Consider the following 16,305-nt stretch of genomic DNA (forward strand, 5'->3'; position numbering starts at 1 on the left):
CTTCTTCATGTCGCGCGGCCGGGTCATTCACGGCCGCGATCGCGGTGCTTCACGCTGACCGCCACGCCCGGGAACTGCCCGAGTCGGTCGGCGAGCTCGCGGACGAGCGCCACCGAGCGGTGCTTGCCGCCGGTGCATCCGATCGCGATGGTCGCGTGTCGCTTGTTCTCACGCTGGTATCCGGCCATCACCGGCTCGAGCGCCGTCGCATAGGCGTCGATGAACTCCCGGGCGCCCGGCTGGTCGAGCACGTACTCGGCGACGGCGGCGTCCTCGCCACTCAGGTGCCGCAGCTCGGGGATCCAGAAGGGGTTCGGCAGGAAGCGGGCGTCGGCGACGAGGTCGGCGTCGGTCGGCAGGCCGTACTTGAACCCGAAGCTCAGCAGGGTGACGCGAAGACCGGCCCGGCCGGCCTCGGCGAACGTCTCGGTGATGAGGGTCGCGAGCTGGTGGATGTTCAGGTCTGACGTGTCGACGACGATGTCGCTCGACTCGCGCAGCTCGGCCAGCCGCGTGCGCTCGGCACCGATGCCGTCGAGCAGCGTGCCGTTGCCCTGCAGGGGGTGCGGACGTCGCACCGACTCGAAGCGGCGGACGAGCACCGCGTCGGTCGCGTCGAGGAACACGACGCGCACGTTCACGCCGGTGCGCAGCGCCTGGATGATGTCCTGCAGCTCGGAGAAGAAGTCGCGACCACGCACGTCGACCACCGCGGCGATCCGCGGCAGCGAGGCCCCGGCGCGCTCGACCAGCTCGACGAGCGGGCGGAGCATCTGCGGCGGCAGGTTGTCGACCACGTACCAGCCGAGGTCTTCAAGGGCGTTGCCGACGGTGGACCGCCCGGCGCCGGACATCCCGGTGACGATGAGCATCTCCTGGTGCTCGGCTTCGGCTGCCATCGTCTCGGGCCCCCTTCCGCGCGTCGACACTCCAGCCTAGCGGGGCGCCGACACGCCGTCGGCGTGCAGGTGCGCGTGGATGGTGGTCGCGAGCGCCGGCCCGATGCCCTTGACCTCGGCGATGTCGGCTTCGCTCGCCCCGCGGAGCCGCGTCACGGAGCCGAAGTGCTTCAGCAACTCCTTCACGCGCGTGGGACCGAGACCCGGGATGTCGGACAGCACGGTGCCGATGTCGCGCTTGCGGCGTTGACGCTGGTGGGTGATCGCGAAACGGTGCGCCTCGTCGCGGACCCGCTGGAAGAGGAACAGCGCATCGCTGTTGCGCGGCAGGATCACCGGGAAATCCGCCTCGGGAGTCCAGATCTCCTCGAGTCGCTTGGCGATGCCGCAGAGGTAGATGCCCTCGACACCCGACTCCTCGAGCGCTCGTGCGGCGGCGGCGACCTGCGGTTCGCCTCCGTCGACCACGAGCAGGTTCGGCCGGTAGGCGAACTTCTTGCGCCGCTCGGATGCCGCGGCATCCGCTTCCGCGCCGGTGACGCCGTCGGCCGCGCTCGCGCTGTCAGCCGTGTCGGCCGTGCCGCCGTCGGAGGTGCCGGCGTCGGGCCGCGCGAGGTAGGCGAGGCGCCGCGTCAGCACCTGGTGGATGGAATCGGTGTCATCGGTGGAGTTCGGGATCGTGAACCGCCGGTACTCGTCCTTGCGAGGGAGCCCGTCCTCGAAGACGACCATCGACGCGACGATGTTCGTGCCGCTGAGGTGGGACACGTCGAAGCACTCGATGCGCAGCGGCGCATCCGCCATACCGAGCGCCTCCTGGATGTCCTCCAGTGCACGGGAACGCGTCGTGAAGTCGGCGCTGCGCCGCGTCTTGTACAGCATCAGCGCCTGTCGTGCGTTCTGGCTGGCGGTGTCGAGCAAGGCCGCCTTGTCGCCGCGCTGGGCGGCACGCAGCCGCACCTTCCGGCCTGCGAGGCCGGCGAGCCAGTCCTCGACGGCCGCAGCATCGTCGGGCAGCTCGGGCACCACCACCTCGGCGGGTGGGGTGAGATCCTCGCCGTACGCATTCTGCAGCACGGAGTCGACGAGCTCGCCCAACGGGACGTCGAGCTCCTTGTCGACGGTCCACGAGCGCACGCCGCGCACCCGGCCGGATCGCACGATGAACAGGTGGACGGCGGCCGCGAGCTCGTCGTGGTCGATGCCGAACACGTCGAGGTCGACCTTCTCGCCGAGCACGACCGCGCTCTTCTCGAAGAACGCCGTGGCGGCCTGCAGCTCATCGCGCCGGCGGGCGGCGGACTCGTAGTCCTGGACGGCCGCGGCCGCCTGCATGCGTCGCGTGAGATCCCCGAGGATCCTGCGATCCTGGTTCTGCATGAACGCGACGAACCGATCGACGTTGGCGCGATGCTCCTCGATCGTCACCTTGCCCGAGCACGGTCCGAAGCACTTGCCGATCTGTCCCGCGAAGCACGGCTTGCCACTCGCCATCGCCCGCCGGTAGTCGCTGTCCTTGCACGTGCGGATCGGGAACAGCTTCATGAGCAGGTCGAGCGTCTCGTTGACCGCCCAGACCTTCGGATAGGGCCCGAAGTACCGGGCGCCGGGGATTCCGCGCCGCCGGGAGATCATGGCGCGCGGCGCCTCGTCGCCGAGCGTCACCACGAGGTACGGGTAGGACTTGTCGTCCTTGAATCGGACGTTGAACGGCGGGTGGAGCTGGTTGATCCACGTGATCTCGAGCTGCAGCGCCTCGACGTCGCTCTGCACGACGGTCCACTCCACCGACGCAGCCGTCGTGACCATGCGCCGGGTGCGCTCGTGCAGGGTGCGCAGCGGAGCGAAGTAGTTCGAGAGGCGGGCACGGAGGTTCTTCGCCTTGCCGACGTAGAGCACGCGGCGGTCGGCGTCGAGGAATCGGTAGACCCCCGGGTCGGTGGGGATCTCCCCCGGCTTCGGCCGATATGGGACGGTGTCGGTCATCCTCGTCAGCTGGCGACCTCGGCGTGCACGGATGCCGCGTCGAAGATCTCACGGAGGAAGTAGCCGGTGTGACTGGTGGCCACGCGCGCGACCTGCTCGGGTGTTCCGGTCGCGACGACCTGTCCGCCCCCCGAGCCGCCCTCCGGACCGAGGTCGATGACCCAGTCGGCCGACTTGATGACGTCGAGGCTGTGCTCGATGACGATGACCGTGTTGCCCTTGTCGACGAGCTTGCCGAGCACCTTGAGGAGCTTGCGCACGTCCTCGAAGTGCAGGCCCGTGGTGGGCTCGTCGAGGACGTAGACGCTCCGGCCGTTCGAACGCCGCTGCAGCTCCGTCGCGAGCTTCACGCGCTGCGCCTCGCCACCCGACAACGTGGTGGCGCTCTGACCGAGCTGGACGTACCCGAGGCCGACGTCGACGAGCGTCTTGAGGTAGCGGTGGATGGCCGAGATGGGCTCGAAGAACTCCGCAGCCTCGCTGATCGGCATCTGGAGCACCTCCGCGATGTTCTTGCCCTTGTAGTGCACCTGCAGCGTTTCGCGGTTGTACCGCTGACCGCCGCAGACCTCGCAGGCGACGTAGACGTCGGGCAGGAAGTTCATCTCGATCTTGATGGTGCCGTCGCCCGAGCAGGCCTCGCAGCGGCCGCCCTTGACGTTGAAGCTGAAACGCCCGGGCAGGTAGCCGCGCGCCTTCGCCTCGGTGGTCTCGGAGAACAGGGTGCGGATGCGGTCGAACACGCCCGTGTAGGTCGCCGGGTTCGAGCGCGGCGTGCGCCCGATCGGTGCCTGGTCGACGTGCACGACCTTGTCGAGCTGGTCGATGCCGGTCACTCGCCGATGCTTGCCCGGGACCTTGCGCGCCCCGTTGAGCCGGTTGGCGAGCACCCGGTAGAGGATGTCGTTGACGAGCGACGACTTGCCCGAGCCGCTGACGCCGGTGACCGCGGTGAAGGTGCCCAGCGGGAACTCGACGTCGACGCCGCGGAGGTTGTTGGCCTCGGCGCCCTGCACGCCGATCATGCGAGCCGGGTCGATCGGTCGGCGACGTGCCGGAATGGCGATCTCCTTGCGCCCCGACAGGTAGTCGCCGGTGAGCGACCGCGTGTTCTTCAGGAGGTCGGCGTAGCTGCCGGAATGCACGACGGTGCCGCCGTTCACGCCGGCGCCGGGGCCGATGTCGACGATCCAGTCCGCGGTGCGGATCGTGTCCTCGTCGTGCTCGACGACGATCAGCGTGTTGCCGAGGTCGCGGAGCGCAACGAGCGTGTCGATGAGCCGACGGTTGTCGCGCTGGTGCAGGCCGATGCTCGGCTCGTCGAGCACGTACAGGACGCCGGTGAGACCGGAGCCGATCTGGGTCGCGAGCCGGATGCGCTGGGCCTCACCGCCGGAGAGCGTCGCAGCAGCACGCGCGAGGTCGAGGTAGCTGAGGCCGACGCGGATGAGGAAGTCGAGCCGGAGCTTGATCTCGCGCAGCACCTGCGCTGCGATGGCCTGCTCGCGATCGGTGAGCTCGAGGCGGTCCATGAAGGACCTGGCGTCGGTGAGGCTGAGCAGGCCCACGTCGGCGATGCTGTGGTCGTGGATGAGCACCGACAGCACCTCGGGCTTCAACCGCTTGCCGTCGCACACCGGGCAGGGAACCTCGCGGAGGTACTCCGACCAGCGCGCGCGCTGCACGTCGGTCTCGGCCTGGAGGTACTGCCGTTCGATGTACGGAACGACCCCCTCGAAGCCCGACGAGTAGCTCATCTCGCGGCCGTACCGGTTGCGCCAGCGCACCTTGACCTCGAAGTTGTCTCCGCGCAGCACGGCCTGGCGTGCGTCGTCGGCCAACTCCTCCCAGGGCGTGCGGAGCGAGAAGCCGAGATCGCGGGCAAGGCCGTCGAGGAGCTTCTCGTAGTAGTTGTAGAGGCTCTTGCCCTGCGACGTCCACGGGAGGATGACGCCCTCGGAGATGCTCAGGGTGGGGTCGCCCAGGAGCAGCTCCTCGTCGACCGACATCCTGGTGCCGAGGCCCGAGCACTCGGGGCACGCCCCGAACGGTGCGTTGAACGAGAAGGTGCGCGGCTCGATCTCGGTGAGCTGGATGGGGTGCTGATTGGGGCACGACAGCTTCTCGGAGAAGGTCGCCCATGCGGCGGGCCCGGTCTCGTCGACGTAGTTCACCTGCACCAGGCCGTCGGTCAGTCGCAGCGCGGTCTCGAGCGAGTCGGTGAGTCGGCCGAGGACGTCGGGGCCGGCGACGAGCCGGTCGATCACGACGGAGATGTCGTGCTTCACCTGCTTCTTGAGCAGGGGCGGCTCGTCGAGGCGGATGACCTCGCCGTCGACCACTGCACGCGAGTAGCCGCCGGCGGCGAGCTCGCGGAAGAGGTCGACGAACTCGCCCTTCTTCTTCGAGACCACCGGGCTCAGGATCTGGTAGCGGGTGCCCTCGGGCAGCTCCATCAGCTGGTCGGCGATCTGCTGCACGGTCTGCCGCTGGATGGGCTCGCCGCAGACGGGACAGTGCGGGATGCCGATGCGCGCCCAGAGGAGGCGCATGTAGTCGTAGATCTCGGTGATCGTGCCGACCGTCGAGCGCGGGTTGCGGTTCGTGGACTTCTGGTCGATCGACACGGCGGGGCTCAGCCCCTCGATGAAGTCGACATCGGGCCGGTCGACCTGGCCGAGGAACTGGCGGGCGTACGCCGAGAGCGACTCGACGTAGCGGCGCTGCCCCTCGGCGAAGATCGTGTCGAACGCGAGCGACGACTTGCCGGAGCCCGAGAGCCCCGTGAAGACGACCATCGCATCGCGCGGGATCTCGACGTCGACGTTGTGCAGGTTGTGCACGCGGGCACCGCGAACACTCAACTGCGAATGGGCATCGAGACGTGAAACTGGCACCCTACGAGTCTAAGGAGGCCCACTGACACGGAGCCGCGCGTGGATCGTGCTCTCAGCGAACATACGTTCGATTACCCTCCCCCGACCCGGCCAACGTAGCGGCCGGTCTTCGCGCGTGGCGAGTTCAGCCGAGGTGGCCCGCCTTCTCCATCTGACGCAGCTCCCGCTTCAACTCGGAGACCTCATCGCGGAGCCGGGCTGCCAGCTCGAACTTCAGCTCGCCCGCTGCCTCGAGCATCTGCTCGTTGAGGTCGCGGATCAGCTCTTCGAGATCGTTGGCCCCCTCGGCGGCGATCCCCTCGCGCCGCAGGTTGGGCACCGGCGACTTCTTGCGAGCGTCGCGGCCGGCGAGGAGCGCGGCCGTGTCGGCCTCCTCGCGCGCCAGCACCTCGGTGATGTCGGCGATGCGCTTGCGCAGCGGCTGCGGGTCGATGCCGTTGGCCCGGTTGTACTCGAGCTGCCGGTCGCGGCGACGCGTCGTCTCGTCGATCGCCGCGGCCATCGAGTCGGTGAGCACGTCGGCGTACATGTGCACCTCACCGGAGACGTTGCGCGCTGCACGGCCGATCGTCTGGATGAGCGAGGTCGACGACCGGAGGAACCCCTCCTTGTCGGCGTCGAGGATGGCGACGAGCGACACCTCGGGGAGGTCGAGTCCCTCGCGGAGCAGGTTGATGCCCACCAGCACGTCGTAGACGCCTGCGCGCAGCTCGGTGAGGAGCTCGACGCGACGAAGCGTGTCGACGTCGGAGTGCAGGTAGCGCACCCTGACGCCGGCCTCCGTGAGGAAGTCGGTGAGCTCCTCGGCCATGCGCTTCGTGAGCGTCGTGACGAGCACGCGCTCGTCGCGCTCGGCGCGGACCCGGATCTCCTCGAGGAGGTCGTCGATCTGTCCCTTCGACGGCTTCACCACGATCTGCGGGTCGACCAGGCCGGTCGGCCGGATGATCTGCTCCACCACGCCGTCGGCGATGCCCATCTCGTAGCGGCCCGGCGTGGCCGAAAGGTAGACGGTCTGGCCGACCCGCGACTTGAACTCGTCCCACTTCAGCGGGCGGTTGTCGAGGGCACTCGGGAGCCGGAATCCGTGCTCGACGAGCGTGCGCTTGCGCGACGAGTCGCCCTCGAACATCGCGCCGATCTGCGGGACGGTCGCGTGGGATTCGTCGATCACGACCAGGAAGTCGTCGGCGAAGTAGTCGAGCAGGCAGTGCGGCGCTTCGCCGGGTGCCCGACCATCGATGTGCCGCGAGTAGTTCTCGATGCCCGAGCAGAACCCGATCTGCTCCATCATCTCGAGGTCGAACGTGGTGCGCATGCGCAGCCGCTGCGCCTCGAGCAGCTTGCCCTCGCGCTCGAGCTCAGCCAGCCGCTCCTCGAGCTCGAGGCGGATCGTGCCGATCGCGCGCTGCATGACGTCGGTGCTCGCGACGTAGTGCGAGCCGGGGAAGACCGGCACGGCGTCGAGCTTCTCAACGACCTGGCCGGTGAGCGGATGCAGGTGGTAGAGCGCCTCGATCTCGTCGCCGAACATCTCGATGCGGATCGCGAGCTCCTCGTAGATCGGGATGATCTCGATGGTGTCGCCGCGCACGCGGAAGTTGCCGCGCGAGAAGTCGACGTCGTTGCGCTGGTACTGCATCGAGACGAACTTGCGGATCAGCCAGTCTCGGTCGACACGCTGCCCGACCTGGAGCGGCATCATCGCCTTCAAGTACTCCTCAGGGGTGCCCAAGCCGTAGATGCACGACACCGTGGACACCACCACCACGTCGCGCCGGCTGAGCAGCGAGTTCGTCGTGGAATGCCGGAGCCGCTCGACCTCGGCGTTGACCGACGAATCCTTCTCGATGAAGGTGTCGGTCTGCGGGACGTAGGCCTCGGGCTGGTAGTAGTCGTAGTAGGAGACGAAGTACTCGACCGCGTTGTTGGGCATGAGTTCACGGAACTCTGTGGCGAGCTGGGCCGCCAGCGTCTTGTTGTGCGCGAGCACGAGCGTCGGCCGCTGGACCTGCTCGATCAGCCACGCGGTGGTGGCCGACTTGCCGGTGCCCGTGGCGCCGAGGAGCACCACATCGGTCTCGCCCGCGTTGATGCGGCCCGCGAGCTCTGCGATCGCCGTCGGCTGATCACCGCTCGGCGTGTAGTCGCTCACGACCTCGAACGGACGGACGGATCGCGTGGCCTGCATGCCATCAAGTCTAGGTTCGGCCGCCGACACTCCGGCCGAGTCAGCTCCCCGCGAACAGCGGCTACGCGGAGGTGCGCTCCGCCCTGATCCGATTCCAGAGGGCATCGGCCTGGCTCATGGTGTGCGCCAGCGAGCCGTCGGTGTCGATGACGACGTCGGCGATCGCCAGCCTGGACGTGTTGTCCACCTGGGCGTCGACGCGCGCCTGCGCCTGGAGCGGGTCGAACCCGCGCTGCTCGACGAGCCGCTCGACCTGGGTCTTGCGGGGCGCGTTCGTGACGACGACGAGGTCGAACGGATGGTCGACGGCCGCTTCGACGAGGAGCGGGACGTCGTAGACGACGACCGCGTCTGGGTCCTCCTCCGCAGCTCGCTCGATGAGCTTGGCCGAGAGCGCCCGCACCGCCGGATGGACGATCGCGTTGAGCTTGGCACGTGCCGGCTCGTCGGCGAACACGAGCTCGCCGAGCTTCGCCCGGTCGAGGCTGCCGTCGGCCCGCAACACGCCGGGACCGAACTCCTCGACGATCGCGGCAAGGGCCGGCTTGCCGGGCTCGACGACCCGCCGGGCCAGCTGGTCGGCGTCGATGTGCACCGCTCCGTGCTCCACGAGGCGACGCGCGACGGTGGACTTGCCTGAGGCGATTCCGCCAGTGAGACCGATCAGATACACGCCTTCACTCTATCGGGGTCGCACTCGTCGCCCTGGGCCGCACTCGACGGCACGGGGAGACGCCGGAAGGCCGGCCCCGATGGGACCGGCCTTCCGTATCGCGGATCGCGACTAGTTGTTGCTCGAGAGCTTCTCGCGCAGCGCCGCGAGCGACGCGTCGTCGGCGAGGGTGCCCGCGCCGGCCGAGTCGCTCGAGAACGATGCGGCACCCGAGGTGAACGAGTCGTCGGCCACAGCGGCAGCGTTCGCCGCGGCGACCTGCTTCTTGTGCGCCTCCCAGCGAGCCTGGGCGGCAGCGTAGTCCTGCTCCCACTTCTCGCGCTGGGCCTCGAAGCCCTCGCGCCACTCGTTGGTCTCGGGGTCGAAGCCCTCGGGGTACTTGTAGTTGCCCTGCTCGTCGTACTCGGTGAGCATGCCGTAGAGCGCCGGGTCGAACTCGGTGCCCTCGGGGTCGACGCCCTCGTTCGCCTGCTTCAGCGAGAGCGAGATGCGGCGACGCTCGAGGTCGATGTCGATGACCTTGACGAAGACCTCTTCGCCGACCGACACGACCTGCTCTGCGAGCTCGACGTGCTTGCCCGACAGCTCCGAGATGTGCACGAGGCCCTCGATGCCGTCTGCGACGCGCACGAACGCACCGAACGGCACGAGCTTCGTGACCTTGCCCGGTGCGACCTGGCCGATCGCGTGGGTGCGGGCGAAGACCTGCCACGGGTCCTCCTGCGTCGCCTTGAGCGACAGGGAGACGCGCTCGCGGTCGAGCTCGACGGAGAGCACCTCGACGGTGACCTCCTGGCCGACCTCGACGACCTCGCTGGCGTGCTCGATGTGCTTCCACGAGAGCTCGGACACGTGGACGAGACCATCGACGCCACCGAGGTCGACGAACGCACCGAAGTTGACGATCGACGAGATGACGCCCTTGCGGATCTGGCCCGGGTGGAGGTTCGCGAGGAAGGTCGAGCGCGACTCGGACTGCGTCTGCTCGAGGAGCGCGCGGCGCGAGAGCACGACGTTGTTGCGGTTCTTGTCGAGCTCAAGGATCTTCGCCTCGATCTCCTGGCCGAGGTACGGCGTGAGGTCGCGCACGCGGCGGAGCTCGATGAGCGACGCCGGCAGGAAGCCGCGGAGGCCGATGTCGACGATCAGGCCGCCCTTGACGACCTCGATGACCGAACCGGTCACGACGCCGTCGGCCTCCTTGATCTTCTCCACGTCGCCCCATGCGCGCTCGTACTGCGCACGCTTCTTCGACAGGATGAGGCGGCCTTCCTTGTCCTCCTTCTGGAGAACGAGCGCCTCGACGGTGTCGCCGACGCCGACGACCTCGCTGGGGTCGACGTCGTGCTTGATGGAAAGCTCACGCGAGGGGATGACGCCCTCGGTCTTGTAGCCGACGTCGAGGAGCACCTCGTCGCGGTCGATCTTCACGACGGTGCCCTCGATGAGGTCGCCGTCGTTGAAGAACTTCAAAGTCTTCTCGACCGCGGCGAGGAAATCGTCAGCAGATCCGATGTCGTTGATCGCGACCTGCTTGGGTGCCTTGGTCGTTGCGGTTGTCATGTAGTGAATGCTCCGTAAAGGACAGAATCGAGCCCATCGCGAGGTAGAGCGTTATGTGGTTCCGCGATGGGCATGCGGACAGGGATGTCACACGAGTGACGCTCTATCCTAGCCAATGGTGGGCGTGGGCCGCAATCCGGCATCGCGCCGCGCCGGCATCCGCTCGCTGCGTCACCCGGGAGGCGCCATCGCATCGATCCTCGCATCGAACGTCATGTCGGGGGTCGCGCGGTAGTTGAGGTGCACGGATGCCGCGACGGTGTTCACCCCGTCACGCAACGCGGATGCGGGGATCGTGACCACGACCTGTGGTGCTGCCGTGGTCCGCGGCGCCGCCGTCGCGTACGAGCCCGCGCCGATCACCCCGGTGGGCAGGTTCCTCCGTGCCACCTCGACGCCGTTCACGAACACGATCACGCCGTCGTCGGCACGGGTCGTCAGCGTGACGCCCGTCAGCGCGTCGGCGTCGGGCACCGTGAACGAATGCCGGAACTGCGCGCTGAGCGGCCGGCCCGACGTCGGCGGCGGGACGTCGACGGTGGTCACGATGCCGGCCGTGCCGAAGCCGAACAGCGCCCTGCCCCTGTTCCATGCGCCATCGTCGAACGCGGCCGTGGTCCAGCCCGCCTGCCAACTGCCGGTGCGGTACTGCCAGCGCCACTCGCTTCCCGGCTGGAGCAGCACCACGGGCACCGGTTCGGACGGAGCCGCATCCGTGGACACCTCGACCCGAGTCTCGGCGGATTCGAGGCCGGTCGTCCCCACGGCCCGGACGCCGTACGTGTACGCCGTCGCCGGCTGGACGTCCGTGTCGACCGTCGTCGTCGTGCCGCCGGCCACCGTGCCGAGGGGCTGGCCGTCCTTCGTGATCTTCCAGCTCTGCACCGGCGTCGCGTCACCCGGCGTCCACGAGAGGGTCACGTCCTCGTGGGTGCTGTCTGCCGTGAGCGCCGGCGGCGCCGGTGCGGTCGGCTCGGTGTCCTGCACGCGGGTCGCGGACATGACCAGGTCGAACGAGGCATCCGTGGTGCCCTTGTAGTTGAGGTGGGTGGATGCCGCGATCGTGTTGGTCCCGTCGTGCAGCAGTCCGGCGGGGACGGTGAACTCGGTCGGGGTGGCGGTCGCGACCGACGTCCTCGGCGCCGCGGTGGCATAGGTGCCCGACGTCACGGTGCCCGTGGGCATCCTCGATCGACCGATCTCGACGCCGTTCACGTGCACCACCACGCCGTCGTCGGCACGGGTGATCACGCGCACGTCGCTGAGTTCGCCGGCCCGAGCGATGTCGACGCGATGTCGGAACAGCATGCTGATCGGGCGATTGGTGGTGGGCAGGGGCTTGTCGATCACCGTCACGATGGAGGTGGATCCGCGGCCGAGCGGCGCCCCGCCCCGCGCCCATGCGGTGTCGACGAACGATTCGGTGTTCCAACCGGTCGGCCAGGCCCCGGCCTCGTAGCGCCAGCTCCACGCGGAGCCGCCGGCGAGCAGCGTCACCGGCTCCCCGCCCGCGGGCGCGTGCATGTCGTACGACAGCGTGAAGCGGCTGTCCGCGTCGTTCTCCATCTGCTGCAGGTACGGCGAGTAGGTGAAGGCGTCGATCGTGTCGGTGGCGGGGTGGAACGTGTAATACCGCAGCCAGCCGTTCCCGCCGTTGGCACGGTCCTGGTAGTCGCTCAGGACCTGGTGCACGGGCCTGCCGCACGCATTCGGATCGGTGCGGCGGGCCTCGCTCAACTCGCCGTCGTGCCAATGCCCGTTGACCACCATGAAGATGCTGCAGTTGCGGTAGACGAGCTCGTTCCACACGTCGTTCGCCGACTTCGGCGTCGTGTCGGTGCGGATGACCGTGTTCGAACGAGTGCCGCTGGTGGTGATGAAGCCGTGCGTCGCGAGGATGACGCGGCGATCGGGGTGCGCGTCGATGACGCGCTGCGCCCAGGCGAGGGAGTAAGCGGGCGACTCGAACTCCAGGTTCACGATGAGGAGCTTGAGTCCGCCGGCATCGAGCAGCGCGTAGTTGTCCTTGTTCTTCCGATCGATGCCATCCGGCCCGAACTGGTTCTGGCCGAGGTAGCCGCCGTATCGCACCGAGGCGGAGTTCCACGTCGCGGCGGAGTAGCGGCTCGGCGGGAAGTACGTGTCGTACGTGCTCGACTCCCCGGTCGTGATGCTGAGGTCGTGGTTCCCCGGGAGGACGGAACTCGGGACGCCCGCCGCGTCGAGGATGGCCATCGACCGGCTCGCGCGCGCCCACTGGTTCACGTTCGGCCAGGATTCGACGAGGTCGCCGACGTGGATCGCGAACCTGGTGTCCAACTGGTCGCGCTGGTCGACGATCCACTGCGTCTGCTGGTCGAAGATGGCGTCGATGCCGCCGGTGTTCGTGTACCCCTGCGTGTCGGGGATCACGACGATGGTGAAGTCGTCCTCCGCCGCGACGGCGGTGTCGGCGGGAACGAGCATGAGCGCCGCGAGCGAGGCGGTGGCGGCAATGGATGCCGCCACCAACCGTCTCGATCGGGAAACGCGTCCAACTCGGGTCATTGGAACTTCCAGCGCGAGCCGCGGGCCGGCTCGACAGGGCTAGGTCTACGCCGACCCGGGTGCGTCCGCCACACCCCCGAACGGGGGCGGTGATCCCGCTCGGGACTCAGCCGAGCAGCGCTCCGCGCAGCGTGTCGAGGCCGACGCCGCCGAGGTCGAGCGCGCGACGGTGGAACTCCCGGATGTCGAACCGGTCGCCTTCGCGCCGTGCCACCTCGTCGCGCAGCTGCTCCCAGATGCGCTGGCCGACCTTGTACGACGGCGCCTGCCCGGGCCAGCCGAGGTACCGGTTCACCTCGAAGCGCACGAACCCCTCGTTCATGTTCACGTTCTGGGAGAGGAACTCGAGCGCGTACTCCCCCGTCCACGGGCCCTTGCCGTCGGGTCGCTGCTTGCCGAGGTGCACGCCGATGTCGAGCACGACGCGAGCCGCGCGCATGCGCTGGCCGTCGAGCATGCCGAGGCGGTCGGCGGGGTCGTCGAGGTAGCCGAGGCCCTCCATGAGGCGCTCGGCATACAGCGCCCACCCCTCTGCGTGCCCGGAGGTGCCGGCGAGCTGTCGCCGCCAGGTGTTGAGCTTGCCGCGGTTCACCACGGCCTGGCCGATCTGCAGGTGGTGACCGGGGACGCCCTCGTGGTACACGGTGGTGAGCTCGCGCCACGTGTCGAACTCGGTGACGCCCTCGGGCACCGACCACCACATGCGCCCCGGCCGGGTGAAGTCGTCGCTCGGCCCGGTGTAGTAGATGCCACCCTCCTGGGTCGGCGCGATCATGCATTCGAGCGTGCGGATCTCGGCGGGGATGTCGAATTGCGTGGCGCCGAGCTCGGCCACGGCCCGGTCGCTCGTCTCCTGCATCCAGCGCTGCAGTGCATCGGTGCCGTGCAGCTTGCGCGACGGGTCGCCGTCGAGGTGCGCGATCGCCTCGGCCACGGATGCCCCGGGAAGGATCTCGTCGGCGATGGCCTCCTGTTCGGCGACCATGCGCGCGAGCTCCTCGATGCCCCACTCGTACGTCTCGTCGAGGTCGATCACGGCGCCGAGGAACCGCCGGGACTGCAGGGCGTAGATCTCGCGCCCCACGCCGTCGCGCTCCCCCGCGATCGGTTGCAGCTCCCGTTCGAGGAATTCGGCCAGCTCGCCGTAGGCGGCTGCAGCACCGGATGCCGCACGCTCGAGCTCTCGGTGCAGCGACTCGGGGAGTTCGCCCTCGCCGGTCTTCGCCTGCTCGGCGAAGGTGGCGAAGAAGCCGTCGGCCTTGGCGATGCGATGGGCCTGCGCGGCGACCTCGCGCACCTGCCGGACGGCCGGCACGACGCCCTCGGCGCCGCCCGCACGCAAGGTGGCGACGTACCCGTCGATCGCGCCGGGAACGGCGTCGAGACGCGCGGCGATACGCTCCCAGTCATCGCGCGACTCGGTGGGCATGAGGTCGAACACCTCGCGGATCTCCTGCGCCGGGCTCGCGATGACGTTGAGGTCGCGGAGGTGGAGCTTCGCGTCGTGGCTCTCGAGGGTGAGATCCAGTTCGCTGCCGAGGTCGGCGACGGTGATGCGGTCGACGTCGTCGGCGGGTTCGGCCGCCCGGAGCGCCTCGAGCGCCGCACGCGTGGCCTCGATCGACCGGGCGTGGCCGTCGGGCGAGTAGTCGGCGAGGCGGTCGTCGGCCGTGGGCCGACCGATGTACGTGCCCACTGCGGGGTTCAGCTCGACGAGCGTGTCGACCCACCCCTCTGCGATGCGGTCGACGTCGGACGGGGTGCGCTCACTCGATGCCATGCGTCGAGCCTATGACACCCCGCTGACGCTCGGCGGGGCGATCTGGAACAGCTTCAGGCCGTCGCATGCCGTCGAGAGCATGCACCCGCGCCACCGGTCAGTGCGCCGCGTCGTCCCAGTCGGCGCCCCGGCCGATCTGCACGTCGAGCGGCACGAGCAGCTCGGCGGCGTTGGCCATGCGGTCGCGGACGACCTGCTCCAACACCTCGGACTCGCCGTCGGCGACCTCGAAGATGAGCTCGTCGTGCACCGTCATGAGCATGCGGCTCTCGAGGCCCTTCGCAGCGATGTCGGCCTCGACGCTCGTCATCGCGATCTTCATGATGTCGGCGGCCGAGCCCTGGATCGGGGAGTTCAGCGCCGCGCGTTCGGCGTTCTCGCGGAGCACGCGGTTGGGGCTCGAGAGATCGGGGAATGGCCGTCGGCGCCCGAAGATCGTCTCGGTGTATCCGTCGATCTTCGCCTGCTCGACGACCCCCCTGAGGTAGTCGCGTACCGCCCCGAAGCGCTCGAAGTACTCGCGCATGAGCTGCTGCGCCTCGGCGCGTTCGATGCGGAGCTGCTTCGACAGGCCGAACGCGCTCAGCCCGTAGGCGAGGCCGTACGACATCGCCTTCACCTTCGTGCGCATGAGCGACGTCACGTCGGACGGCTCGACTGCGAACACCCGCGCGCCGACGAAGCGGTGCAGGTCCTCGCCGGCGTTGAACGCTTCGATGAGACCGGGGTCGCCCGAGAGATGGGCCATGATCCGCATCTCGATCTGCGAGTAGTCGGCTGTCAGCAGCTCGGTGTACTCGGGTCCGTGCCGGAACGCCTTGCGGATCCGACGGCCGTCCTCGGTGCGGATGGGGATGTTCTGCAGGTTCGGGTCGTTCGACGACATGCGCCCGGTGGCCGCACCGATCTGGCCGTAGGACGTGTGGATGCGGCCGTCGGCAGCGATCGCCTTGTCGAGCGATTCGACGATCTGCCGCAGCTTCGTCACGTCGCGGTGCTCGAGGAGGTAGCCGAGGAACGGGTGCGGATTGGACTCCTGCAGGTCGGCCAGGGCGCTCGCGTCGGTCGTGTAGCCGGTCTTGGTGGAGCGGGTCTTCGGCATGCCGAGCTGTTCGAACAGCACCTCCTGGAGCTGCTTGGGCGAACCGAGGTTCACCTCACGACCGATCTCACCGAAGGCCGCCTGTGCGAGCTCCATGGCGCGCGCGCCGAGCTCCGCGGACAGGGACGCGAGCTCGGCGTGGTCGACCGTGACGCCCCGGAGCTCCATCGCGGCGAGCACCGGTACGAGCGGCATCTCGATCTCGGCGAGCAGACGACGCGAGCTCTCGGAGAGCGCGCGGAGGACCACGGGTGCGAGGCGCAGCGTGTACCAGGCGTACTCAGGCGTACCCGCGTCGCTTCCCTCCTCGGGAACGAGCAGCGACGGGTCGGCCTGCGGGACGGTCTCGCCGAGGTGGAACGACACGAGGTCGGCCAGCGACTTCTCCGCGAGGATCGGCCGGATGAGCCACCCGGCGACCAGCGTGTCGAGCACCAGGCCCGCGACCGGGAGGCCCGATCGCGCGGCCGCCTTGAGCTGCGCCTTGGCATCGGTCATGATCTTGGGCGCGTCACCCGCGAGCCACGCTTCGAAGGGCGCCGCGTCGGCGTCACCGGCCCGCCAGGCGAGCTGCACCGTCTCGTCGGACGCGGCGATGCCGGCTCCGATCACGCGGCCGTCGACGATCTCGAGGCTCAGCCCGAGTCCGGCCGGTTCGGCCGCCGTC

9 protein-coding genes are annotated in these 16,305 nt (G+C 68.9%); all 9 read right to left on the minus strand.

Annotated features, from left to right (window positions below; genetic code table 11):
* Positions 1 to 23: 23 nt before the first annotated feature.
* A complete protein-coding gene (gene rapZ, locus GH736_RS02205) occupies positions 24 to 899 on the minus strand; it encodes an RNase adapter RapZ (RefSeq protein WP_159599844.1) in 876 nt (291 codons plus the stop codon).
* A gap of 36 nt (positions 900 to 935) precedes the next feature.
* Complete coding sequence (gene uvrC, locus GH736_RS02210; RefSeq protein ID WP_159599846.1) at positions 936 to 2,885, minus strand: excinuclease ABC subunit UvrC; 1,950 nt, start codon at positions 2,883 to 2,885, stop codon at positions 936 to 938.
* A gap of 5 nt (positions 2,886 to 2,890) precedes the next feature.
* On the minus strand, positions 2,891 to 5,782 hold the full coding sequence (gene uvrA, locus GH736_RS02215) for an excinuclease ABC subunit UvrA (protein WP_159599848.1): 2,892 nt from the start codon (positions 5,780 to 5,782) through the stop codon (positions 2,891 to 2,893).
* Between the two features lie 124 nt (positions 5,783 to 5,906).
* Complete coding sequence (gene uvrB / locus GH736_RS02220) at positions 5,907 to 7,973, minus strand: excinuclease ABC subunit UvrB (RefSeq protein WP_159599850.1); 2,067 nt, start codon at positions 7,971 to 7,973, stop codon at positions 5,907 to 5,909.
* Between the two features lie 61 nt (positions 7,974 to 8,034).
* On the minus strand, positions 8,035 to 8,646 hold the full coding sequence (gene coaE / locus GH736_RS02225) for a dephospho-CoA kinase (protein WP_159599851.1): 612 nt from the start codon (positions 8,644 to 8,646) through the stop codon (positions 8,035 to 8,037).
* 111 nt (positions 8,647 to 8,757) lie between these two features.
* Positions 8,758 to 10,209 carry a 30S ribosomal protein S1 gene (gene rpsA / locus GH736_RS02230; protein WP_159599853.1) on the minus strand — a complete coding sequence of 484 codons (1,452 nt, stop codon included), beginning with the start codon at positions 10,207 to 10,209 and terminating at the stop codon, positions 8,758 to 8,760.
* A gap of 171 nt (positions 10,210 to 10,380) precedes the next feature.
* A complete protein-coding gene (locus tag GH736_RS02235; protein ID WP_159599855.1) occupies positions 10,381 to 12,717 on the minus strand; it encodes a metallophosphoesterase in 2,337 nt (778 codons plus the stop codon).
* Positions 12,718 to 12,862: 145 nt separating this feature from the next.
* Positions 12,863 to 14,536, minus strand: coding sequence for a DUF885 domain-containing protein (locus GH736_RS02240; protein WP_159599857.1), 1,674 nt, complete (start codon positions 14,534 to 14,536; stop codon positions 12,863 to 12,865).
* A gap of 97 nt (positions 14,537 to 14,633) precedes the next feature.
* Positions 14,634 to 16,305: DNA polymerase (locus GH736_RS02245; RefSeq protein WP_235933801.1), on the minus strand; the 1,672-nt coding region annotated here is incomplete at its 5' end.

Source organism: Agromyces humi (genome assembly GCF_009720255.1).
Taxonomy (GTDB): Bacteria; Actinomycetota; Actinomycetes; order Actinomycetales; family Microbacteriaceae; genus Agromyces; species Agromyces humi.